Origin of the sequence: Micromonospora sp. WMMD1082, assembly GCF_029626175.1 — a bacterium.
Taxonomy (GTDB): domain Bacteria; phylum Actinomycetota; class Actinomycetes; order Mycobacteriales; family Micromonosporaceae; genus Micromonospora.
The window spans coordinates 2696803-2721141 of record NZ_JARUBM010000002.1; the positions used below are offsets into that span (position 1 = coordinate 2696803).

Genomic DNA, 24339 nt, shown 5'->3' on the forward strand with positions numbered 1-24339 from the left:
ACCGAGCCTATCGGGTCGCCTGGTGGTCACCACCGCGCAACTGGTCAACGGTGTGCGCGAGAATCGGCCCCAGCACGGCGAGGCCGTCGCGCGCCCCGCCGGTCGAGCCGGGCAGGTTGACTACCAGCGTGCGGCCGGCCACGCCGGCCAGGCCCCGGGACAGCGCGGCGGTGGGCACCTTGTCGCGGCTGTGGGCGCGGATCGCCTCGGCGATGCCGGGAATCTCGTAGTCGAGCAGGGCCCGGGTCACGTCGGGGGTGCGGTCGGTGGGGGTGATCCCGGTGCCGCCGCTGGTCAGCACCACGTCGACGCCGTCCGCCACGGCCGCCGCGACCGCCCGGCCCACCGGGTCGCCGTCGGGCACCACCACCGGGTCGTCCACCGTGGCGCCCAACTCGCGCAGCCCGGCGACGAGGAGGGGGCCGCTGGTGTCGGCGTAGACGCCGGCGGCCGCCCGGTTGGAGGCCACCACCACCCGCGCCCGGATCACGGCCGATCCTCCGGACGCTCCCACCGGCCGGTCTTTCCACCCTCCTTGCGCAGCACCCGCACCGCGTCGACGCTGGCCGCCGGATCCACCGCCTTGACCATGTCGACCAGGGCCAGCCCGGCGACCGCGACCGCGGTCAGCGCCTCCATCTCCACCCCCGTGCGGTCGGCCGTGCGGGCGGTGGCGGTGATCTCGACCGTGTCGACGGTCAACACCAGGTCGACCGTGACGCCGTGCAGGGCGATCGGATGGCAGAGCGGGATCAGCTCGGGGGTGCGCTTGGCGCCCATGATCCCGGCCAGCCGACCCACCGCGAGCGCATCACCCTTCGGCAGCCCGTCGCGGCGCAGCAGCTCGATCACCTCGCGGGTGGTGCGCAGCCGGCCGGCGGCCACCGCCGAGCGGCCGGTGACCTGTTTCGCGGAGACGTCGACCATGCGCGCCGCGCCGGCCGGGTCGACGTGGCTGAGCTGGGCAGGTTCGGTCACGGCGCGAGCCTATCCCTCCCGTCCGACGAGACGGTCCACGGTGCTTGGAAGGAGCGGCGCGTGCGCGCCGCTCCTTCCTCACCAGCCTGCCGCAGGTAGCTGGGGTAAACCTGACGGCAGGGGGTCGCGACGAGATCCGGCAACCGACGGATCTCCCCCCGTCGACGAACGTTCCAGACGCTAGCGACCGCGGCGATAAGAAATCGATAAGAAGGCTGAGGGAAAGATCTTGTCCCCCCTCGCGGTCATCGCGAAGATTCAGCGAGGATCACCGGTGGGAGTGTCATTTGCGGCCGGCGCCGGCCGGACCACGGGCGGCTCGGTGGAAACGGTCTCGGCCAGACGGCGTTCGACCTCGAACCGCTCGGGTACGCCCATCCGGCGGAACAACGCCAGTGCCCGCATCCGGTACCGGCGGGCTTCCAACGGATCGCTCGCGTGCAGATGCTCGGCCAACCCGGCCAGGGCTCTCCCCTGCTCGTACAGGTGGGCGACTCGGGTGGCCACCCGCAGTGCCTCACGGTGCAGATCAATCAACTTCGCGACATCTGCCGACCCGACGAGGGTCAGCGCAAGGTCGTTGATGGCCGCGGCCTCCAGATGAGGCTCACCGGAGTCGACCGCCATGCTCCGGGCGGTTTCATGCTGGAGCACCGCCTCGTCAACGCGCCCGAGACCTCGCAGCGCGACACCGAGGTCATTGCGGACCTCTGACTCCGCGTAGTGGTGGCCGGTGCGCTCCCGCAACACCAGTGCCATCCTCAGCACTCGCATGGATGCCTCGTACTGCCCCGTGCGGCACTTGACGGCACCGATGTGACCCAAGGCGTTGAGCAGATGGAACTGACTGCCGACCTGGCGGCCGAGGTAGAGGTGCAGACGATGCAGCCGCAGCGCCTCGTCATACCTGCCGAGCAGCGTCAGGGCGAGTCCGACGTTCGGCAAGAAGCTGGGTACCTCGTCCGGGTCATACCCATTCTCGCGCCTCAGCCCGTCGAGACCGACCCGGACCGCCTCCTCAAGGTCGCCACGCATCCAGTGGATGGCGACCAGATTACTCCGGTAGCGGTGGATGCGCTGCCGGTCGTCATGCCGTTCGGCGAGGCTCACTGCCTCTCTGACGTGCTCCAGAGCTTCGCCGTAATTGCCCGTCCGGTGATACGCAGAGGCGAGGTAGTTGTGCATGGCGGCGACGGCATCATCGTCTTCAGCGTCCTCCGCTGACGCAAGCCCGTGTAGATGGGTGAAGATGATGTCGTCAAAGTAGCCGCGAACGTAAAGAAAGCGCCAGAGCAGTCGGGCCAAACGCCACGCGTGATCGTGGTGGCCCCAGTGGCGAGAGCGTTCGACGAGTGACACCAGGTTGGCACGCTCGACCTCCATCCATTCCTCGGTCGGCACGCCCGAGGCGGCCACGAGGTCAGCACGGTGTGGGCGACCGAGGCCCAGGTGCCTCCGGACGACCTTGGATTCAAGATCGTCGACGACGAGACAGGCCAGATGAAGCATGAGGTTGGTCAGATCCGACAGCGCCCGGCCCCTTGTGCTCGCGGGGTCGTGCCGGATCGACAATTCGTGGGCATACTGCCGGATCAGATCGTGCATCCGGTAACGCCCCGGCTCGACCTCGTCCACCAAGTGGGAGTCGAGGATGGCCTCCAGAGCGTCGACAGTGTCGTCGAGCGACAGACCGGACAACGCACTCGCAACCGTCAGGCCGAACTCCTCGCCCGGATGGACACTGAGCAGCCGGAACAACCGCTTCACCGGCTCGCTCAGCGAGGCGTAGGAGGCCGCGAACGCACTGGCCACACTGCGGTCACCCGACGCCAGGTGATCCAGCCTGCGAACCTTGCTCGCCAGCAGGGCCGCAAGATCGGCCACCCGCCAGGTCGGACGTTGCGCAAGCCGGGAACCGGCAAGCCGGATCGCCAGCGGCAGGTGGCCACAGCGTTCCACCACTGCCGCCGCCGCCTCGGGCTCCGCCGCCACCCGTTCCGCCCCCACCGTCGACGAGAGCAGGGCGACACCCTCTGCCGTCTCCATCACGGGCAGGGACACTGGCGGACCGACGTCCAAGCCGGTGATCCGCCTGCGCGAGGTCACGATCACCACGCTCCCCGGCGCGGCGGGAAGCAACGGCCGGATCTGTTCGGCGTCCGCCGCGTTGTCCAACACGATGATCACCTTGCGCCCCGCCAGTTCCCGGCGCCAGCGGATGAGACGATCTCCAAGTTCCGGCGGTATCCGGTTGCCGGGTATGCCGAGCTGCCGCAACAACGTCGCCAACGCCGTTGACGAGTCCAGTTTCCCGGCAGGATCGTGGCCCCTGAGATCGATGAACAACTGGGCGTCCGGACAGCGGCCGGTGAGCCGGCTGGCGACGTGCACCGCCAGGGTCGTCTTGCCGCTGCCAGCCATGCCATCGATGAGGTGCACCGCGCAGACCTGCTCTCCGATCCGCAACGTCCTGGACAGCAGATGCTCAACGGCATCCGTACGGCCTACGAAGTCAGGGACCGTCCTCGGGAGGAAGAGAAGTGGCCGTTGCGCCTGGTCGGTGTTAGCGGCCGACCCCTTCCCTGGCGCTCCGGTGGCTCCATCGAGGTGCGGCCATCCGCCGTGCCGGGCGATGCGGCGGTACAACCGTTGCAGTTCCACCCCGGGCTCGACGTTCAGTTGCTCACGCAGGGTTCGACGAGCTGCGCCGTATGCCGCGATGGCACCGGCGGGATCTCTTCCCAGGTAGAGAGCCTGCATGAGCAACAGGTGTGCCGGCTCCCGTAACGGATGCGTGATTAGCAGTTCCCGTAGTACCGGCAGGGCCTCGTCAAAGCGGCCGAGCTGGATCTGCAATTCAGCGAACAACTCGGCGGCCAGCAGCCGATCCTCGGTCGCGGCGGCCACCTGGGCGGAGAGCAAAGGTCCGAGGGCGACCCCGGTGAGCATCGATCCGCGCCAGCGGGCCAGTGCTCGGGACACGAGTCGTACCGCCTCTTTATCATCGACTCCGATGAGCTTCCGCGCCTCGGTCACCTCTGCCCGGAAGGCGCAAAGGTCCACGCTCGAGCACTCGACATCAAGTCGGTAACCATCCCGGGAGCGAATCAACGCCTCCCGATGCGGAAGCATCGCCTCAAGGCTGCGTCGCAAATTAGCCGCATAAGTACGGACATTCGGTATAGCCGAAGGGGGTGGATCTTTGAACCACAGTTCGTCGATGAGTTGTTCGACCGACACCAACTGCCCCACGTTGCATGCGAGCATGGCCAGAACGGTTCGTTGCTTCGGCGTCCCCAGATCCACCGCCACCGTGTCGAACGACACCCGAAGGCCCCCAAGCACCTCAATCTTCACATTCTTGAACTCCTCCTGAGGAAGACTGTTCGCGTGATCGCATCATCACAATGAGCAACAGATCAGTCTGACCACAACAAACATTCCACCAGATGGTGGCGGGGCTGGCACTGCGGCACCACAATCTGAAGCGAAGATGAACAGTCTGCGCTGAATTGTGCAAGCCGGAGTCGCCGGCTGCGGAGAGGCTGCTCGACAAACTCCAGGATCGACGCTCTCCGCATAACCCATATGGACGGAACGTCATGAATGGACGCGCAATTGGCTAATGTTGCGTAATGTCACATTTATACTCGCTTGGCCGACCTGTCTCGACTTAGCCTCACTCCCGCACATCGAGCGGGTTCTCCATCGGTGAGCTGGGGCGTCGAGATTGAAGGAGGCGACGACATGCGTGGCAACGACTGGAATTGACGAATGTCCTGGGAATGCCGGATCGGCCGACGGTAGGCTCTCCCAGCACGGTGACGCCAGCCAACAGGAGTGGCATGATCCACCTCTCCGAACGACCAAATGAGACCGATCGGCGGCTCACGCTGCTAGTCGGTCTCGTCGTCGTCGTTGCCACGATCGTGGTGATCACCTCGGCCATCGCCGCCTCTGCCTCACCCTTGACCGTGCCTCTGAACGATCTGTCCGTGCTGGTCATGCTGACGTTTATGAGTGCGGTAGGTACCCTCGTGAAGGTACCCATCCGGATCAGGTCGACGACACACTCGATCAGCTGGAACGAGACCGCACTGGTTATCGCCCTAGCGCTCGCTCCGACATCGTGGGTCGTGTTGTGCACCGCTGCGGGTGTGGCACTGGCATCCCTGCAACTGCCACCGATCAAGCTCGCCTTCGGCGTGGGCAAGAACGTCCTGATGGCCGCCGGTGCGGGAGCCGCCCTCACCGCAGCAGACTGGGACGGTCTCAGCGGTCACCCAGGGGACCTGCTCCCACCACTCGCGGTCGCCTATCTCGTCGCCGTTCTGCTCGACGAGATCCTCGCGATACCTGTGATCGCTCTGGCCTCGGGTACCCCGATCTCCCAACACTTCCGGAGCAACCTCGATCTGAGGATCGCGGGTTACGCGGTGCGATTCGGCGTCGCGATCGGCAGCCTGCTCATCCTCGAGGCGGACACTCGGCTCCTGCTCGCCGTTCCGCCGCTCGTGCTCAGCCTCCACCTGGCCTACCTGACCAGAGTTCGCGGTCGCACCGAGCAGCAGGTGTGGCAGCGGCTCGCCCAGACCACCGACGCGCTCAACGTCGTCGAGCTGGACGAGGTCCTCACCACCGCGGTCACCCGGTCCGCCGAGCTCTTCTCCGCCGACGAGGTGGAAGTCGAGCTGCGCGACGCCGACCGGATCGTGCGCGGCGGCGCCGACGGGGTCACCTACGACGGGCCCGCCGACGAGCCGACCGCCGTGACGGGGACGGTGGTGCCCGTCCGCCTCGAAGGGCACGACAAGACGGTCGACGTGGGCATGCTGCGACTGCGTTTCCGCGGGCCGGTGACGCTCTCCGCGCGGGAGCACTACACGCTGCACACCCTCGCCTCGGCGCTGTGCACCGCGGTACGCAATGCCCAGGCGTACGCCGAACTCGCCCGGGTCGCGCAGGCCCACGCGCACGACGCGACGCACGACGCGCTGACCGGGCTGGCCAACCGGCGCCACCTGCTCGACGCCGGGAACGCGCAGCTGCACCAGCGGCACGCTGACGGGGTGACCGCCCTGGTGCTGATCGACCTGAACCACTTCAAGGAGGTCAACGACACCCTCGGCCACGCCGCCGGCGACCAGACACTGACCGCCGTTGCCGAGCGGCTGCGGGCCGCCGCCCGATCCGACGACCTGGTCGCCCGGCTCGGTGGCGACGAGTTCGCCGTACTCCTGCGGGCACTGCCCGCTCCCGCGGTGGCCGCGCTCCGGGCGGAAACGCTGCTGGCCGCGCTGCACGAGCCGTTCGACATCGAGGGTATGCGGATCAGCGTCGAGGCCAGCGGCGGCATAGCCGTCGCCCCCGCCACCGGCGGCATGGTCGAGCTGCTGCGCCGGGCCGACGTCGCCATGTACCAGGCCAAGCGGGCCGGGCAGCGCATCGCCACCTACGCGCCGGCCCGGGACACCGCCGACCTGGGGCGCCTCACCCTCGGCGGCGAACTGCCCCGGGCCGTCGCCGACCACGAGTTCACCGTCAACTTCCAGCCGATCGTCGACCTCGGCACCGGTGAGGTCATCGCCGCCGAGGCGCTGGCCCGCTGGCGCCACCCCACCCACGGCATGATCGACCCGCTGCGATTCCTGGAAGCCGTCGAGCGCTCCGGGCTGCTCCCGGCGTTCGCCGAAGCGATCCTCGACCAGGCACTGATCGCCGCCGGCACCTGGCGCGACGCCGGCTTCGACGTCCCCGTGGCGGTCAACGTCTCCCCGCGCAGCCTGCTCGACGCGCGGTTCCCCGGGTCGGTGCTGGCGCGGCTGCGCGCCCACGACCTGCCAGCCGACCGGCTGGTCCTGGAGCTGACCGAGACCCTCACCCTCAGTCAACTCGACGTCGTCGACCAGGCACTCACCCGGCTGCGCGGCGCCGGCGTCCGGCTCGCCCTGGACGACTTCGGCACCGGCTACTCCTCGCTCTCCCTGCTCTCCCGGGTTCCGGTGCACGAGCTGAAGATCGACCGGAGCTTCGTCACCGCCATGGAGTCCTCCACCGAGGCCGCCGCGATCATCCGCTCCACCCTGGATCTCGGTCGCAGCCTCGACCTCGCGGTGGTGGCCGAGGGAGTGGAGCGGGAGGCGCAGCGCCGGGCGCTCTGGGAACTGGGCTGCACGGCCGGCCAGGGCCACCTCTTCGCCCGCCCGCTGCCCGCCGGGACGCTGCTCGCGGCGCTCCAGCGCGGCACCGGCGACCGGACAGGCTGCCTCGCGGCCGCCCTGCACGACGCCGGCGCGGTGGTCCGGCTGCCGCAGGGACGTCGGCAGGGGGGCCAGGGCCGCCACCAACCGGCCTGACACACTTGCCCGGGTGAGTACCGCCACGCCGCTCGTGCGCCGTCCCAGCTGGTGGCACCGGCTCGATACGGCCGCCGGCGGTCTCGCCCTCGACCTCGGCCTCTACGCCGGATCGGCCGCCTTCGCGGCGGTCACCGCGGCCACCTCCACGCTCCTGCCGCACCGGGCCTGGGGCGGGATCGCGGCGCTGGGCTACCTCGGCGCGGCGCTGGTGGCGGCCGGTCAGCTTCTCCTGCGGCGCCATCGGCCGGACTCGACGCTGGTCGGGCTGCCCGCACGCTGGCTGGTCACCATCCTCACCTGGGCCGCTGTCGCCCTGCTGCCGCTGATCTGGCAGAGCGTGCAGCGCGCGGCGGGACGGACCGACCGGGCCCAGGAGGAGGTACTCGTCGTCGAGGAATCCGGGCGACGACTGACCGACTCCGGCACGCCCTACCTGGGACCGGACGCCATCGCCGCGTTGCCCCCCGGCGAACAGCTGCTCGGCTACACCCCGTACCAGCCGGGAATGGCCCTGTTCGGGCTGCCCCGCGCGGCAGCCGACGCGTGGTGGACCGACGCTCGGCTCTGGTTCGCCGTCGGCACCGCGATCGCCCTCGCCGTCGCCGTCCGCGTCCTGCGGCGGCCCGTGGGCACGGCCGGTGCCGGCGGCGCGGTCGATGCGGTCGATGCGGGCGGGCACGGCGCCATCGTGCTGCGCGGGGTGCAGGCCGCCACCGTGCTGCCGGTCTGCGCGCTGACCCTGGCGACCGGCGGCGACGACCTGCCCGTACTCGCGCTCTGCCTGCTGGCGCTCGCGCTCGCCGCCACCGCACGACCCGGCTGGGCCGGCGTCGCCGTCGGGCTGGCCGGCGCGCTCAAGCTCTTCGCCTGGCCGGTCGCCGCGGTGCTGATCATCTGGGGATTCACCCGACGGGCCGGTCTGCGGGTCGCCGCCGGCGCGCTGGGCCTGCCCGCCGCCGCGCTGCTGCCCACCCTGCTGGTCGACCGCGAGGCGCTGGTGGAGAACGTGCTGCGGTTTCCGCTCGGGCACGGCCTGGTCGCCAGCCCGGCGCAGACGCCGTTCCCCGGCTACCTGATCGCGAACGCCCTGCCGGCGGGACGGGCGGTGGCCGCCGCGCTGCTGGTCGCCGCCGGGGTGGCGATCGCCGTCCGGCTCGCCGTCCGCCCGCCCCGCGCCGCCCGCACCGCGGCGCTCGTCTGCGGGTACGGGTTGCTCGTGGCGATCCTGCTGATACCCGCCACCCGGTTCGGCTACCTGCTCTATCCGGTCGCGTTCCTCCTCTGGGCACCCGCGCTGGACCGTCCCGGGATCCGGCAACCGGCGAGCGGAGACGGCCCGCAGGGCGTAGACCTGAGGACATGACCACCTACCGAGACCGCACCGAGGCGGGCCGGGTGCTCGCCGACCGACTCACCGCCCTGATCGGCGAACCGGACGTCGTCGTGCTCGGCCTGGTACGCGGCGGCGTGCCGGTGGCCCGGGTCGTCGCCGAACGGCTCGGCGTACCGCTGGACGTGCTGGTGGTCCGCAAACTCGGCATGCCCTGGGCACCCGAGGTCGCCTTCGGCGCGCTCGGCCCCGGCGGCGTACGCGTGGTCAACGAGGTGGTGGCCGGGCAGCTCGACCCGGACGACATCGCCGAGGTCCAGCGTCGGGAGCAGGCGGAACTGGACCGGCGCGAACGCCTCTACCGGGCCGGCCGGCCGCCGCTGAACCTGACCGGCCGCACGGCCGTCATCGTCGACGACGGGCTGGCCACCGGGGCCACCGCCCGTGCCGCCGTCCAGGTGGCTCGGCACCTCGGCGCCCGCCGGGTCGTGGTCGCCGTCCCGGTCGGCGCCCAGGAGGCGTACGAGATGCTGGCCGCCGAGGCCGACCAGGTGATCTGTGCCCAGCGGCCGCCCACCTTCACCGCCGTCGGGGCGCACTACGACGACTTCCACGAGGTTTCCGACGACGAGGTGACGGAGGCGCTGACCACTACCGCGTGACCCGACCAGGTACCGTCGGGTGATGAGCCTGACCTGTCCCAAGTGTCACGGGGAAATGCGGCAGTACGAACGCAGTGGCGTCGTCATCGACCAGTGTGGCGAGTGCCGGGGGATCTTCCTCGACCGCGGCGAGTTGGAGAAGCTGTTCGAGGCGGAAGCCAACTGGAGCCAGCAGCAGACCCCCGCCGCGCCCCAGCCCGCGGGCTACCAGCCACCGCCGCCGCACCAGCCGGGCTACGGCGCCGTACCCCCGCCGCCGCCCCCGCCGCACGGCTACCCGGCACCGGCGTACGGCCAGCCCCAGCACTACGGATACCACGGGCACTACCGGCGCAAGAAGCGCAAGAGCTTCCTCGACGACATGTTCGGCTGAGCCCTCTGGCGGTGCGACCGGGCCGCCACCAGACGGCCCGTTCGCCCGCTGACCGCGGCCGGTCAGACGATTGCCATGTCCACGAAGCGCGACAGGTGCAGTTGGGCGGCGACCGTCACGGTGTCGGTCGGGCCATTTCTGTGCTTGGCGATGATGAAATCCGCCTCGCCGGCCCGGGGCGACTCCTTGTCGTAGTAATCGTCGCGATGTAGAAGTATGACAACGTCCGCATCCTGCTCAATTGAGCCAGACTCGCGCAAATCGGACAACTGCGGACGCTTGTCGGTGCGCTGCTCCGGGCCACGGTTCAGCTGGCTGACCGCGATGACCGGGCACTCGACCTCCTTGGCCAGCAGCTTGAGGCCCCGGGAGAGGTCCGCGACCTCCTGCTGCCGGCTCTCGGTGCGCTTCGGCGAGGTCATCAGCTGGAGGTAGTCGACCACGATCAGCTTGAGGTCGTGCCGCTGTTTGAGCCGGCGGGCCTTCGCCCGGATCTCCATCAGGTTCATGCTCGGCGTGTCGTCCACGAACAGTGGCGCCTCGCTGATCTCCCCCATGCAGCGGGCGAGCTTCGTCCAGTCGTCGTCGGAGAGTTGCCCGCTGCGCAGCACGTGCAGCGGAACGCGGGCCTCCGCCGAGAGCAGCCGCATGACGATCTCGACCTTGCTCATCTCCAGGGAGAAGATGGCCGCCGCCTGGTTCGCCCGGATTGCCGAGTTTCTTGCGAAGTCCATGCTCGCCGTACTGTTGTGCGTTGGAATCATGGCTCGGCCGGCCAGGTACAAGTGATCCGGGCTGTCGACCGTCACGCAGCGCACCGGCACACTCGGCACCGGGCGTACGCCGACGATGTATCGGGAGCGGGTGCCCGCGCCGCTGACACTGGGTCGACGCTGTGCGTGGGACATTCGCTTCCGCGTCAGCCTGAAGACCTCGTCCGTGGTCGGGAAGTTCAGCGTATGCGCGACCGAGCTTTCGGGTTGACGCCCGCTGACCTCCTTACGGTTGACCGAGCAGCGGTATCCCAGACTCACGATGAGTTCATAGACATCCTCGGCCAGTCGCGCGGATGTGGTGGTGTATTGGACATGGCCGGCCGGGGCGACGGTGCCGTCCGTGTCGAGCAGCCCTGCCAACAGTGCCCGCCGTTGATCTTCAGAGGCTCGCAGGTAGCGCTGGGGGATGTGCTTGTTGTTCAGAACACTGGCCGCCCGCAGCCGTCCTGCGTCCGCCGAGGTGAAACGAGCGCCGGCGGCGTGCCCGTCACCCAACCACACCCCCAGGGTGTATGGAGGAATGGGCAGATCCCCTCGTTCCGGAAAGGACAGCGGACGAGCGTTGTCCACCGCGTGGTTCGCCCGCCCGTCCGCCGGCTGCCGTAGCGTGCTGGCGATGTGTTCCGTGGTGACCACCCGCGAATGGTCCGCCGTCGTCTCGGCATCCCTGAGCCGGTCTACCCGAGTCAGGAGTTCACCGAGCAAGGCGTGCGCAGGGTAGGCAGCGACCTTCCGACGCCACGGCCTTCCCTGCCGGGTGTACGCCCGTTCGACCTTGCCAGCGATGCCAACCTTGGCGGCTACACCATGCAGGACGTTCCGGAACTCCGGCCCGGCGATCTTCACGGCCTCCGGGTACGTGATCAGTCGGTCCGGTGATGAGGCAACGGCCAGCTGGGCCGTAGCGGCTGCGCGCCGCGCCTGCGCGTCCCACTGGTAACTCGGCTGCGTCTCACTCCGCCGACGACGCGCTGCTCTGGTGGTCGTCGCCCACAGATGTTCGGCGTCGGCGACGATGGTGGAGCCGTCGGAGAACGCGACCTCGTAGCAAGGGCGACCAACACGAACCTCGAAGGCGTGCGTGACCGTGGTGGGTTTGCCGTCGGCGCCGATCAGTTGATCGCCCGCCTTGACGTCACCCATGGTGGTCCAGCCGTCAGGGGTCGGTAGCGGAGTGTCGAGTGCCAGCGCCTTGCCCAAGCCGGGTCGCCCGGCCACAATGATCAACTGCCCGGGATGCAGGCCGTTGAGCAGGCGGTCCAGGTCGGTGAAGCCGGTCGGCACGCCGGTCATCACGCCGCCCTGGGCGCCGACCGCCTCGATCTCGTCGAGCGTCGGCTGGAGCATGTCGGCGAGGACGGCGAAGTCCTCGCTGACCCGACGCTCGGTGACGTCGTAGACGGCCTGCTGGGCCAGGTCGACGATGTCGTCGACGTCCCGGCTGCCGCCGCCCGCGGTGCCGTACCCGAGTTGGACGATCCGGGTGCCGGCCTCGACAAGCCGCCGGAGCACCGCCCGCTCGCTGACAATGCGCGCGTAGTAGGCCGCGTTCGCCGCGGTCGGCACGCTCGCGATCAGCGTGTGCAGGTAGGGAGCGCCACCGACCCGGGCCAGGTCGCCGGAGTCGGCCAACGCCGCCGCGACAGTGATGGCGTCGGCCGGCTCACCCCGACCGTAGATCTCCAGGATGGTGTCGAAGACGGTGGCGTGCACCGGCCGGTAGAAGTCGTTGGTCTTGAGTATCTCGACGACGTCGGCGATGGCGTCCTTGGAGAGCAGCATTCCACCCAGGACGCACTGCTCGGCGGCCACGTCCTGCGGTGGCGTCTTGTCGAACTGGCCGTCGCGCGGAGGCTCGCCGGGTGACTGGCCGCCGCCCGGGAACGACTCCGTCCGCCTGTCGTCGGTGACCGACACCGGGCCCCCCTCCACTGCGTCGGATCAGTTCCAGGCATACCGCCTGGGTGCGACAACCTCGACCGTCCGCGTCGATCGGGGGCCATCGGTCGGCAGGTCGGTGGCAACCATACGGACTTCGAGGTCAGCTGCTCAACCACGGCGGTGGACGAGCCTCGGGACAACCTGTGGATGCCGGCCGAGAAGCATGTGCGCAGCGTGTGCACAGGGTGTGGATAACGGATGGGGAGTTCTCGGCTGCAAGCCGCTGACCTGCGCATACTTTTTCCCCAGCCTGTGGACGGAAATTTCCGGGTAGGGCTTTATCCGGAACCTCCCGTAAGATCGGTGGCCTATGGCTACACCTGGGTAGCGGATTGCACTTTCGGTTGAGAAGGGTCACGCTCCGACCGTGAGTTACCGGGACTGGGTACGCGAAGAGGACGGCCCGCGCGAGCGGCGGCCGGCCTCCTCGTGGGCCGAGCCCGCCGAACGCTCACCGGCCGAGCGAGCCGAGCGATACGACTCGGCGGTCGAGCGTTACCGCACCCCGAGCCGCCGGCGGGCGATCGAGCGCGGCCAGGAGGAGCCGGCCGAGCCCTACCTGCCGCGCTGGGCGCTGGAGTCGGGCGTGAGCAGTGTCGACGGCGGCGGCCGGCACGCCGCGCCGGACGACGATGACGCCGCCGACCGGCCGGGCTACGGCGACAGCGGTTGGCGCTCGGCCGAGCCCTCCCGGAGCGGCCGGAGCCGGCGGTCCACCGAGGCAGGATGGCGGGACGCGACGCCACGCGACGCACCACCACGCGACGCACCACCGCGCCCTGCACTGCCGCGCGGGGCCGCGCCGCGCCCCGCACTGCCGCGCGCGGCCGCGCCGTCGCCCGCCGTGGCACCGGAGTCCGACCACACCCGGGAGTGGACCATCGACCGCCCACAGGCCGAGGGGTACCTCGGCGGTCGCGGTCAGGGGTACGTCGGCAGCCGCCGGGCCGAGGAGGACGAGCCGGTCTCGGGGGTGACGCCGCAGAGTCGTCCCCGCCGGGCGCCGTCGCGTCAACGCCAGGTGGCCTGGTCGGGGCTGGAGGAGGAAGGCCAGCAGACGCCCGACTCCGCGCCGACCACCGACGACCCTCCGCCCCGGCGCCGACGGCGTGCGGTGGAGTCCGCACCCGGACCGGCGGTGGACCCCTGGGAGCGGCCGGCGGAACCCCGGAAGCGGGCGGCGGAGCCGTGGGAGGGCAGCGCGAGGCCCGAGCCGGAGCGGCCCGCGGTGGATCCGTGGGACGCCTCCGGCCTGCACGCCTGGCAGCAGCCCGCCGGCCTGGATCGCCGCGCCGAGGCCGGGGCGGCCGATCCCTGGGACGTCGACAGCACGAGCCAGTGGCTTCAGTCCGCCGCGACGGACCAGTGGCTTCAGCCCGACAGCACCGGCCAGTGGGACCGCGACGCCGAGGTGGACCGGCGCGAGCGGCAGCGGGGCCCGACCCGGTGGGACGACTACTCCGAACCGGACCGGTGGGACCGTACGCTGCCACCCCGGTCGGGTGCGGCGCCCGGAGTTCCGCGGCAGTCCCGGCCGGCGCGGCCCGAACCGCAGCCGCCTCAGGAGGCATTCTGGCCGGGTACCCGGTTGGCGGGTGACGATCCGCGCTGGGTCGGTGCGCCCGCGTCGGCGCCCCGGTCGCCGGTGGTCGGCTACACGGCACCGCGTCCACGCCCACGCCCGACCCCCCGGCAGCGGCCCGCCCCGGCTCCGCCGGCTCGCCCGGTCGGCATCGCGGCGGTACGGCGGCGGATCGAGTCGGTTGGCACCGCCGGCTGGAATCGTCGGCTGGAAGACGACCTGCTCGATCCCGATCCGGGTGGTCCCTGGTTGCCGCTGCTCTACACGGCGGCCTGCTATGTCCTACCGGCGCTGGTGATCTTCGTCTGGCTGCTGACCCTCGACGGAACGCCGCCCGTCGGCTGCGTGACCGACATCAGTGGCGGCGGCTGCGACTCACCTCGGGCGCGCGCGTTCGGTGCGCTGGTGGGAAGCCTGCCGCGGTTGGGGTTGGCGCTGGCCACCAGCCTGGTGATCGCGATACTGCTCCGGCGGGTGGGTACGACGTGGCGCTCGACCACGGTGGGGCTGGCCGCCGCAGTGGTCGGTGGCGGGCTCTCCACCGTGATCATCAGCGCGGTGACCGGTCAGGCCCTCGGGTGACGGGCGGCGAACGCCGCAGGGCCCGCACCGATGGACGGTGCGGGCCCTGAATGTTGTCGGCTGGGCTCAGCCCTGCACGACGTTGAGTTGGAACGAGGCGGTCACCTCGGGGTGCAGCTTGATCCGCACCGGATGCGACCCGATCGACTTGATGTGACCGGACAGTTCCAGCCGACGCCGGTCGAGCGCCGGACCGCCGGCCGCCTTGACGGCGTCGACGATCTCGGACGGGGTGACCGAGCCGAAGAGCCGGCCGCCATCACCGGCACGGGCCTTCAGGTTCACCTTGAGACCTTCGAGCTGGGCCTTCACCTCGTTGGCGTGGCCGAGATCGCGGATCTCGCGGGCCGAGCGGGCCCGCTTGATGAGAGTGACCTGCTTCTCCGCGCCCTTGGTCCAGACGATCGCGAAGCCCTGCGGAAGCAGGTAGTTACGGCCGTAGCCGTTCTTGACCTCCACGATGTCGCCCGGGGCACCGAGCCCGGACACCTCCTGAGTCAGGATGATCTTCATGTCGGCGCCTCCTCTCAGCGGGCCGTCGCGGTGTACGGCAGGAGCGCCATCTCACGGGCGTTCTTGACCGCACGGGCGATCTGCCGCTGCTGCTGCGAGGTAACGCCGGTCACCCGCCGAGCGCGGATCTTGCCGCGGTCGGAGATGAACTTGCGCAGCAGCGCGGTGTCCTTGTAATCGATGTAGGTGATCCCGTCCTTGTCGAGCGGGTTCACCTTCTTCTTCGGCTTGCGCAGTGCCGCAGCCTTCGCCATTGCTCTTGCTCCTGGTTTACGATCACGGGCGCTCGGCGCCATTAGAACGGGGGCTCCTCGTCAAAGTTGCCGCCACCCGAACGTGCGGGGGCCGGCGCGGCCGAAGCCCAGGGGTCGTCGAAGTTGCCTCCGCCGCCGCCCTGGCCACCACCGCCACCGCTGCCGCTGCCGAAGCCGCCGCCACCGCCGCCGGAACGGGACATCTTCTGCACCTTCGCCGTGGCGTAGCGCAGCGATGGGCCGATCTCGTCGACCTCCAGCTCGATGACGGTGCGCTTCTCGCCCTCGCGGGTCTCGTAGGACCGCTGACGCAGCCGACCCGAGACGATCACACGGGCACCGCGCTGCAGCGACTCCGCCACGTGCTCCGCGGCCTGCCGCCAGACGGTGCACGAGAGGAACAGCGGCTCGCCGTCCTTCCACTCACCGGACTGCCGGTCCATGAACCGGGGCGTCGAGGCGACCCGGAACTTGGCGACCGCGGCCCCGGAGGGGGTGAACCGCAACTCGGGGTCATCGGTCAGGTTACCGATGACCGTGATGGTGGTGTCTCCTGCCATGACCAACTCCTCGCGCACTCATCCGTTCCGCCGTACAGGTTCTCAGAACCCTCCGACAGCAGCGGTGAGGCTGATCCGGGTGGGCGGGGTGGATTGCTAGCGCATCTCCGGTCGGATGACCTTCGTACGCAGCACGGACTCGTTGAGCCGCAGCTGGCGGTCCAGCTCGGCCACCGCCTCCGGCGTCGCCTGGAGGTCGATGACGGCGTAGATGCCCTCGGCCTTCTTGTTGATCTCGTACGCGAGGCGCCGGCGGCCCCACACGTCGGTCTTCTCCACCGAGCCACCCGCGGTCCTGATCACGTTCAGGTACGTGTCGAGCGACGGGGCGACGGTGCGCTCCTCGAGGCTGGAGTCGAGGATCACCATGATCTCGTAATGACGCAAGACGTGCTCACCTCCTGTGGGCTAAGCGGCCACGGTCCTTCCGTGGCAGGAGGTCGTGCGTCGTGGCCCGTCCCGATCCGGGGGAACCCGGTCGGCGACGGACAACCGGACCAGGATACCCGGCCCGGACGATCACCATCACCGAGGTGACGGGCACCGCGAACCGGGGGCCCGACCGACGTCGCTGTCGGCCCGGACCCCCGGCTACGTGACCGCGGGGCGCCCCATCCGCATTCCTTGGGTGGGACCTGGGGAGGAACGACCACACCGATGAGGTTGGACCGGAGACGCCCCGCGGAGCTTTATCACGTTGTTACCTGACGTTATCCCGGAAGCATGCCCTTCAGAGGGCAAATCCTGGAATTACCGACATTTTCCTCTGGAATCCGGTCGGCGGCGCGCCGGCCGGATCTATCGGGATCAACGACTCCCGTCAGCGGCGGTGACGCGACCGGACGGCGGGCGTCGCCGCGGGCGTCGGGGGCGGGACGTAGGCTCCCCTGCATGCGTATCGGAGCCCACGTCGATCCGGCCGACCCGCTGGCGGAGGCGACCGCCCGGTCGGCAGACGCCGCGCAGTTCTTCCTCTCCGACCCACAGGGTTGGCGGGCGCCGACGCCCCGCGCGGACGCGGAAACGCTGCGCACGGCCGGTGTCGACGTCTACGTGCACGCGCCGTACGTCATCAATGTCGCGACCGGTAACAACCGCATCCGGATTCCCAGCCGCAAGCTGCTGCTCGCGCACGCGAAGGCCGCCGCGGCGATCGGCGCCCGGGGCCTGGTGGTGCACGGCGGGCACGTCAACGCCGGCGACGACCCGGCCACCGGGTTCGACAACTGGCGCAAGGCCCTGGCGTACGCCGCGGAGTCGGGCGGCTTCGGGCTGCCTGTGCTGATCGAGAACACCGCCGGTGGCGAGAATGCCTGCGCCCGACGGCTGGATGCGCTGGCCCGCCTCTGGGACGCCGTCGGCGACCACGAGGTCGGTTTCTGCCTCGACACCTGCCATGCCCACGCCGGCGGGGAAGAGCTCCTCGGCCTGGTCGACCGGGTGAAGGCGATCACCGGGCGGATCGACCTGGTGCACGCCAACAACTCGAAGGACGGGTTCGACTCGGGTCGGGATCGCCACGACAACCTGCGCGGCGGCACCATCGACCCGGACCTCCTGGTCGCGGTGATCCGCGCGGCGGGCGCTCCGGTCATCGTCGAGACGCCGGGCGGTGCCGAGGGGCAGGGCGGCGACATCGCCTTCCTGCGCGGGCAGCTCGATGCGGAGACGTCGACGCGATGACCACGGACCAGTCCGCTCCCGGCGGTTCCCGGCCGACCTCGCGCGAAAGCTGGGCCGCCGGCGGGCCGACACTCGACGATACGAAGGCCGACGACACCGACCCGACGACCGGCCGTGACGCGGCCGGCGAGACCGGTGCGAGCGCCGCCGACCCGGACGCCCCGGACCAGAGCGGCGGCCCCGACTCCCTCCCCAGCAGCGCCGGCAACGACGCCCCGCACGACGGCTCCGACATCCCATCCAGGAGCCGCGGCGCGGATGCTCCCCGCAACGGCACCAGCAACGACAGGGCTGTCCCCGACAAGGCCGCCGGCAAGGAGGACGAGGGCGACAAGGCCGCCGGCAGCGACGAGGGCGGCGAGGACCGGGACGCAAGCGGCGCCGGTGGCAACCGGGACGCCGTCCCGGCCAAGGGCGACCGGTGGGCCGCCTTCGGGCCCGCCCCCGCGCCGGTGCCGACCTGGTACGGGCGGTGGGGCCGTCGGCTCGGCCGGCTCCTGATCCATGAGTGGACGCTGGCCGCCGTCGCCTCGCTGGCGCTGGCCGTGCTGATGACCTGGCCGACGCTGCGCTACCCGTCGCACACGTTGCCACAGGACTACTGGGATCCGAGCCTGCAGGCCTGGCAGATGGCCTGGTCCGGGCACATCCTGCTGACCGACCCGGCCCAGCTGTGGCACGCCAACGCGTTCTTCCCCGCACGGTGGAGCTTCGCCTTCTCCGACACCCTGCTCGGGTACGCGCCGGCCGGCATGATCGGCAGCGGTCCCGAGCACGCCATCCTCCGCTACAACATCATGTTCGTGCTGGCGCACGCGCTCGCCACCTTCGGCGCGTACGTGCTGGCCCGGCAGCTCGGTGCGGGCCGGATCGGGTCCGCGGTGGCCGGTGTCGCCTACACCTACGCGCCCTGGCTGCTGGCCCAGGCCGGCCACCTGCACGTGGTCTCCAACGGCGGCATCCCGCTGGCGCTGGCCATGCTGGCCCGGGGGCACGGCTGGTCGCTGCGGCACGGCTACCGACCCGAGCGCCGGCACGAGGGCTGGGTGTACGCCGGCTGGCTGGTGGCCGCCTGGCAGTTGAGCCTCGGCTTCGGCATCGGCCTGCCGTTCGCGTACGTGCTCGCCGGCACGGTGCTGGTGGCCGTCGCCATCTGGTTCGCGAAGCGGATCATCTGGCGGCTCCGGCGACCCTTCGGCTCGCGGTTGTTCGTCGCCAACCTGATCGGCGGGTTGATCTTCGCCGGAGTGGGCATCCTGCTGGCCATCCCGTACTTCACCGTGGCACAACTGCACCCGCACGCGGAGCGGACGATCGGCGACATCGCCGTCTTCTCGCCGCCCGCCAGCGGCTTCGTCACCGCCCCCGCCGAGTCCCTCCTCTGGGGCGGTCTGCACGAGGGCGCCCGTTCGATACTGCCCTGGCATCCGGAGATGACGCTGCTGCCCGGTTTCGTGCTCTACGCACTGGCCGCCGGCGGGCTGTTCTTCTCCATCTGGACGGTTCGCCAGCGCCTGCTGCTGCTCGCCGGTGTGCTGGTGGCGATGATCCTGTCGATGGGCACCGAGTTCCTCGGCGGCCGCTACACCTACGTACCGCTCTTCGATCACCTGCCCGGCTGGAGCGGCATCCGTACGCCCGGCCGGTTGATGCTCTGGGCCACGCTGCTGCTCGGGCTGCTCGCGGCGGGCGCGGTCAGTGCGTACGCGCAGCGGGTCCGGGAGATCTCCGCCGAGCGGATCCCCTCCTGGCCGAGCCCGTGGCTGCGCCTGGCAACGCTGGTGCCGCTGCTGCTGGTCATCGCCGAGGGCACCAACGCCACGCCACATCCGGTGGTGCCACGGCAACCGGCCGCGATGCGGTCGGTCGACGGTCCGCTGCTCGTGCTGCCCAGCGGGCAGAACAATGACCAGCCGGTGATGCTCTGGTCAACCAGCCGGTTCCAGGACGTCGTCAACGGCGGCAGCGGCTTCACGCCGCGCCAACTCGCCGACGTACGCCGGGTCACCATGGCCTTTCCCGATCAGACCAGCGTCGACTACCTGCGCACCCTCGGCGTGCGCGAGGTGCTGGTGTTGCGGGGCCGGATCGCCGGCACGCCGTGGGAGGTCAGCGTCGACGCGCCGGTGGACGGGCTGGGCATCACCCGCGAGGAGATCGACGGGGTCGTCGTGTTCCGCCTCTGAACCGGTTTGGGGTCTGCGGGGGATCGCACCCGGGTCAGGTGACGGTGGGGACAGGGGTCGGGGGCGGGGCGGCGGTGGGGCGGCGGGCACGTAGCCGGGCGAGCCAGGGCGCGTCGGGGGTGCCGTCGAGCAGGCCGCCGTCCGGGTCGTCGGCGTAGGTGCGGCGCACCGCGTCCCGCTCCGGGTTCAGGATCTCCTGTACGACCAGGACGACCAGCGCCACCACTGCGGCCAGACGCAGGCTCGCGGCCAGCACGAACACGCCCTCCGGAAAGACCGGCTGACCGGTCGACGCACCCAGCAGCTGGCCATAGAAGGCGACGAAGTAGCAGACCTCGGCCGCCTGCCAGACGAGGAACGCTCCCCACTTGGGCCGGGCGAGCACCACCAGCGGCAGCAGCCAGAGCACGAACTGCTGCGACCACACCTTGCTGAAGATCAGGAAAACGGCGACCACGAGGAAGGCGAGCTGGGCGAGCCGGGGCCGGCGCGGCGCCAGCAGCGCGAGCGCGCCGATACCGAGGCAGGCCAGCCCGAACAGGGCGTACGACAGGTAGTTGAGGGTGGGAATGTTGGCGTCGAGCCACTGGAAGGGGCCCATGCTGGCGGGATCACCGAACTTCCCGTCCAGGTAGCGGGTGATGTACCAGAGGGTGCCCCAGTCGATCGGCCGGTCGGTGTTCAGCTCGAAGAAGCGTTTCCAGTTCTCCCGGGACTCCAGCGGCAGCGCCACCGGCAGGTTCACCAGCACCACCGTCACCGCGGCCGTGACGATGGACAGGATGGCGGCGCGGATCCGGCCGGCGCGTATCGCCAGCACCAGGATCGGCCCGAGGATGAACAACGGCCACATCTTCGCCGCCCCGCCGAGCCCGAGCAGCACCCCGGAGAGCGCGACCAGCGCGGTCCCCTTCCGGCCGGGCCCGGAGCGTGCCCAGGCCAGCAGGCCGAACGCGGCGAGCCCGATGGCGAGAAAGTCCCAGTTGACGGTGGCGGTGAGCAGCAGCGCGGGGGCGAGCGCGAAGAGGGCGGCATCCCACGGGCGCCGTCGACGCAGCGCCAGGATCACCGCCACGGTGGCCACCGCCAGCGCGCCGAGCACGAGCGCGTTGAGGTTGTAGAACCACTGCCCCTGGTTCATCCCGGGGTTCCCGTCGCCGGCCGCGTGCACCGGCAGCCCGAGCGCACCCATGAAGTACCCGGTCAGCACCGGATACTCCACCGGGTGGTCCAGGTAGGGCACCGCGCCCTCGTTGAGCCGCTCCGCGTAGTAGAGCGCCAGCACGTCGGTGTAGCAGAAGCGGGTGTACTGCTGGTTGTCCACCCATGCGCCATCCTGGCAGGGCGACTTCTGCACCCAGTGCAGGGCCAACGTCAGGCAGGTCAGCGCCAGGACGATCCGTACCGCCGTCCAGAACCGACGCTCCGCACCGGCGGGCCGGTCGCGGGCGACGGCGTGGTCGCCGAGCGGCCCGCCGATCAGCCCGGAGAGCCCCCGGACGAAGCCGTCGGAGCGGGACGGGTGATCGGGGGCACCGGATTCATCGATGCCGGGCGTCGACTTCGTGCTCATGACCGTGCATCCTGCCGTATCCGATGACCGCGTTGAAGTCGAAACCACCACCACGTCCCGGATCGCCTCCGGGCCGTCACGATCGCCCTACTCGACACGCCGACGGGCGGCCGGAGAGGTGTCCGGCCGCCCATCGGCGTCAGCGGGAGCTAGTCCCGGGTCGAGGTTCTCGGTGTCGGCAGTCCGCCGCCTTCGCCGCCTGATCGCGGCTCGGTGGGCGGGGGCTCGTTCGGGTTACCGCCCCGACCGTTGTTGCCGCCGTTGTCTCCACCGTTGTTGCCGCCACCGGTGATCCGGCAGAAGAAGTCCGTCGGCTCGCAGTCCTGGCCCGCCGGCGGTGGCGGCGGCGGGGGCTCCTCGCCGTTACCGGCGTCCTGGTCACCGACGCCGGTAACGTCCGGCAGGTTCGACGGATCGAAGCCGCTCAGTACCTCGTCCATGTACCGCTTCCACAGCGCGGCCGGCACGCCGCTGCCGCCGACGTTGCCGCCGTTCTTGTCGAGGATGGCCGGCTTCTTCTGGTCACGGCTGCCGATCCAGACCGCGGTGGCCACGTTCTGGTCGTAGCCGACCATCCAGGCGTGCGCGTTCTTGTCGGTGTTGTTGTGCTCCCAGGTACCGGTCTTGCCGGCCGCCTGCCGGTTGTTGACCAGTCGGGCATTGCTCTTGCCGGGAATCTCCTTGAGCACCGCGGTCACCTCGTCGGCAACCTCCGGCTTGATCACCTGCTTGGGGTCGAGCTTCTCGCCCGTGCCCGGGACCTTGTCCCACTTGCCGGTGGCCTTGTTCTGCTTCTCCACCGTCCGGACGAAGTGCGCCTTGTTGTACTTGCCCTTGTTGGCGAGGGTCGCCAGGCCGTTGGCGTGGTCCAGCACGGTGATGGGGTACTGGCCGAAGCCGATGACTCGGTCGAACTGCTTGCGTCCGAGATCCTCGGGCTTCTCCTTCGTCAGGTCGTACGCCTTCGGCGGGTCCACGGTCCACATGGTGCGGATGCCGGCACGGCGGGCCATGTCGATGATCTTGGCCTCGCCGATGTCCTCGGCCACATGGAAGAACGGCACGTTGTACGACTGCACCGTCGACTCCTGGAGCGAGCAATACTTGTTGCAGGTCCGCCGGACGTCACGGCCGGCGTTCTGGATCTCGTTGGCGTAGCCGGTCGGCTTGAACGGGGTGGCGTCCCAGTGCGACTTGACCGAGATGCCGGCGTCGATCGCGGCGGCGAGCGTGTAGACCTTGAATGACGAACCCGGCGGATGACCGCCGACGAGGTCGCCGTTCTGGTTGGTGTTCAGGCCCGCGTAGTCGAAGTCCGCACCGCTGTCGCCGCCGTAGTAGGCCAGCACCCGGCCGGTCTTCGGGTCAACCGACACCACCGCCGCCATCAGGTTCTTCGGCTGCTCCTTGAGCACCGAGCCCTTCCGGTCCGGCTGGGCAGCCTCCTCCAGCGCCTTCTGCATCTTCGGATCGATGGTGGTGGTGATCCGGTAGCCACCCTCGCGCAGCTCGGTCACGCAGTTGGGCTTGTCCGGCGCACCGGAGTTGGAGCAGAGGCCCCACTCCTCCATCTCCTTGCGGACGTAGTTGATCACGTTGCCGCGCGGAGAGGCGACCCCGAAGCCATTGTCCTTCTTGGACTTCTGGACCTTCGGGTACTCGGTGGGTCGCTCCGGCTTGCCCGGTGCGCCGAGCCAGCCCTCCTCGACCATCCCGTTGATGACGTACTCCCAGCGGGACTTGGCGTCGACCTCGTTGATCTCGGGGTCGTACCCCTGGTGGGTGGCGCTGGCGACGGGCTGCTTGATCAGCGCGGCGAGCACCGCCCCCTGGGCCGGATTGAGCTTCTTGGCGCTGGTGTTGAAGTAGGTCTGGGCCGCCGCCTCGATGCCGTACGCGCCCCGACCGAAGTAGATCACGTTGAGGTAGTTCTCCATAATCTGGTCTTTGCTGTAGTTGTCGTTCAGCTTCGAGGCGAGGATCGCCTCTTTCACCTTCCGCGCGTAGCTGTCGTCCTGGAGGTTCTCGTAGGCGTTGCGGGCGTACTGCTGGGTGATGGTCGAGGCACCCTGCTTGTCGCCGCCGGAGAGGTTGTTCCAGGCGGCCCGGGCGATGCCCTTGTAGTCGACGCCCGAGTGCCGGTAGAAGTTGCGGTCCTCGGCGGCGGCGACGGCGTCCCGTACGTGTTCCGGGATGTTGTCGATGGTGACGAAGGTGCGGTTCTCGTTGCCGAGCTTGGCCACCAGCGTCTTGCCGTCCTTGGCGTAGACGATGGTGGAGAGCGGCAGCGGGATCTCCTTGGGCAGCACCACGTTGGTCGAGTAGTAGGTGAACCCGACCACGCCGATGCCGGCCAGCATGATGAACACCGCGAAGCCGGCGATCAGCATGTTCATCCGCTTGCGCTTGCGGGCTCGGGCCGCGGCACCGGGGTCACGGCCACCGCGCCCGGGGCCGGTCGGGCCACCAGGTCCGCCGGGACCGCCCGGTCCACCTGGGCCACCGACACTCGCCCGGGCCACCGCGGCCCGACCGCCGACGCCACCCACGGATGCCGAGCCGACGCTCGCCCGGCCGGGCGACGCCGCGCCGACGGCACCGACCGAGGCGCGACCGGCCCGACCGGGTGCGGGCGACACCGGCACCGAGGCCCGGCCGGGGGCGGCCGGGGAGACCGGCACCGAGGCGCGGCCAGGCCCGGCACGTCCGGCCGCGCCAGCGGATCCGCCATACGGCGGTACGCTCGCCGAACCACCGACCGAGGCCCGTCCGCCGACCGAGGCGCGGGCCGACGAGCCGGATGCGTCCGGTCCGGTTGACCAGTTGACTCCGCGCGGTTCACCACCCGGGCGGCGGTACGCGTCGTCCGCCTGCCCCGGATCGTCCTGGCCCGGAATCCGGGCCCGTCCCCGCGAGGAGCTGGGATCGCCGTACGAGTTCATGCCTCACACCCTGCCGTCGCGGTGGGGCGCGGTCGCACCGCCACC

The 24339-nt window shown here is 70.2% G+C and carries 17 protein-coding genes; 7 read left to right on the top strand and 10 right to left on the bottom strand.

Going from position 1 to position 24339, the window contains the following annotated elements; all coding sequences use genetic code 11:
- Positions 1–7: 7 nt before the first annotated feature.
- From O7615_RS12450 to O7615_RS12460, 3 genes are all read right to left on the bottom strand, one after another.
- Positions 8–490 carry a MogA/MoaB family molybdenum cofactor biosynthesis protein gene (locus O7615_RS12450; RefSeq protein WP_278177630.1) on the bottom strand — a complete coding sequence of 161 codons (483 nt, stop codon included), beginning with the start codon at positions 488–490 and terminating at the stop codon, positions 8–10.
- Positions 487–978: a cyclic pyranopterin monophosphate synthase MoaC gene (moaC, locus tag O7615_RS12455; RefSeq protein WP_278177631.1), complete on the bottom strand. Its 492-nt coding sequence runs from the start codon at positions 976–978 to the stop codon at positions 487–489. The genes O7615_RS12450 and moaC overlap by 4 nt, the downstream gene beginning before the upstream one ends.
- A gap of 258 nt (positions 979–1236) precedes the next feature.
- On the bottom strand, positions 1237–4335 hold the full coding sequence (locus O7615_RS12460; protein ID WP_278177633.1) for a BTAD domain-containing putative transcriptional regulator: 3099 nt from the start codon (positions 4333–4335) through the stop codon (positions 1237–1239).
- 488 nt (positions 4336–4823) lie between these two features.
- Between O7615_RS12460 and O7615_RS12465 the strand changes: the two genes are divergently transcribed.
- From O7615_RS12465 to O7615_RS12480, 4 genes are read left to right on the top strand one after another with little or no spacing between them, the layout of a single operon-like run.
- A complete protein-coding gene (locus O7615_RS12465) occupies positions 4824–7334 on the top strand; it encodes a bifunctional diguanylate cyclase/phosphodiesterase (RefSeq protein WP_278177634.1) in 2511 nt (836 codons plus the stop codon).
- Between the two features lie 13 nt (positions 7335–7347).
- Entirely contained in the window at positions 7348–8700 is a 1353-nt protein-coding gene (locus tag O7615_RS12470) for a glycosyltransferase 87 family protein (protein WP_278177636.1), read from the top strand.
- Positions 8697–9329, top strand: a complete 633-nt coding sequence (locus tag O7615_RS12475) for a phosphoribosyltransferase family protein (RefSeq protein ID WP_278177638.1) — start codon at positions 8697–8699, stop codon at positions 9327–9329. The genes O7615_RS12470 and O7615_RS12475 overlap by 4 nt, the downstream gene beginning before the upstream one ends.
- A 19-nt stretch (positions 9330–9348) precedes the next feature.
- Positions 9349–9702, top strand: coding sequence for a zf-TFIIB domain-containing protein (locus O7615_RS12480; RefSeq protein WP_278177639.1), 354 nt, complete (start codon positions 9349–9351; stop codon positions 9700–9702).
- A 62-nt stretch (positions 9703–9764) separates the two neighbouring features.
- Here the strand turns inward: O7615_RS12480 and dnaB are convergent, their stop codons facing one another.
- Positions 9765–12395, bottom strand: a complete 2631-nt coding sequence (dnaB, locus tag O7615_RS12485; protein WP_278177641.1) for a replicative DNA helicase — start codon at positions 12393–12395, stop codon at positions 9765–9767.
- A gap of 391 nt (positions 12396–12786) precedes the next feature.
- On the opposite strand from dnaB, the gene O7615_RS12490 reads away from it, so the two are divergent.
- Positions 12787–14583: a hypothetical protein gene (locus O7615_RS12490; protein WP_278177642.1), complete on the top strand. Its 1797-nt coding sequence runs from the start codon at positions 12787–12789 to the stop codon at positions 14581–14583.
- A gap of 66 nt (positions 14584–14649) precedes the next feature.
- Here O7615_RS12490 and rplI read toward each other — a convergent pair whose 3' ends face one another.
- From rplI to rpsF, 4 genes are all read right to left on the bottom strand, one after another.
- On the bottom strand, positions 14650–15096 hold the full coding sequence (gene rplI / locus O7615_RS12495; RefSeq protein ID WP_278177643.1) for a 50S ribosomal protein L9: 447 nt from the start codon (positions 15094–15096) through the stop codon (positions 14650–14652).
- Between the two features lie 14 nt (positions 15097–15110).
- The gene (gene rpsR, locus O7615_RS12500; RefSeq protein ID WP_007073789.1) at positions 15111–15350 is read right to left on the bottom strand and encodes a 30S ribosomal protein S18; all 240 of its coding nucleotides are present in this window, start codon (positions 15348–15350) and stop codon (positions 15111–15113) included.
- 41 nt (positions 15351–15391) lie between these two features.
- Positions 15392–15928 carry a single-stranded DNA-binding protein gene (locus O7615_RS12505; RefSeq protein ID WP_278177644.1) on the bottom strand — a complete coding sequence of 179 codons (537 nt, stop codon included), beginning with the start codon at positions 15926–15928 and terminating at the stop codon, positions 15392–15394.
- Positions 15929–16006: 78 nt separating this feature from the next.
- The gene (rpsF, locus tag O7615_RS12510) at positions 16007–16297 is read right to left on the bottom strand and encodes a 30S ribosomal protein S6 (protein ID WP_265010155.1); all 291 of its coding nucleotides are present in this window, start codon (positions 16295–16297) and stop codon (positions 16007–16009) included.
- Positions 16298–16801: 504 nt separating this feature from the next.
- On the opposite strand from rpsF, the gene O7615_RS12515 reads away from it, so the two are divergent.
- Positions 16802–17593, top strand: a complete 792-nt coding sequence (locus O7615_RS12515) for a deoxyribonuclease IV (RefSeq protein ID WP_278177646.1) — start codon at positions 16802–16804, stop codon at positions 17591–17593.
- The gene (locus tag O7615_RS12520; protein WP_278177648.1) at positions 17590–19779 is read left to right on the top strand and encodes a hypothetical protein; all 2190 of its coding nucleotides are present in this window, start codon (positions 17590–17592) and stop codon (positions 19777–19779) included. Before O7615_RS12515 ends, O7615_RS12520 begins: the two co-directional genes overlap by 4 nt.
- Before the next feature lie 34 nt (positions 19780–19813).
- Here O7615_RS12520 and O7615_RS12525 read toward each other — a convergent pair whose 3' ends face one another.
- Both O7615_RS12525 and O7615_RS12530 read right to left on the bottom strand, forming a co-directional pair.
- Entirely contained in the window at positions 19814–21352 is a 1539-nt protein-coding gene (locus tag O7615_RS12525; RefSeq protein ID WP_278177649.1) for a glycosyltransferase 87 family protein, read from the bottom strand.
- Positions 21353–21501: 149 nt separating this feature from the next.
- Entirely contained in the window at positions 21502–24294 is a 2793-nt protein-coding gene (locus O7615_RS12530) for a transglycosylase domain-containing protein (protein ID WP_278177650.1), read from the bottom strand.
- Between the last annotated feature and the right edge of the window lie 45 nt (positions 24295–24339).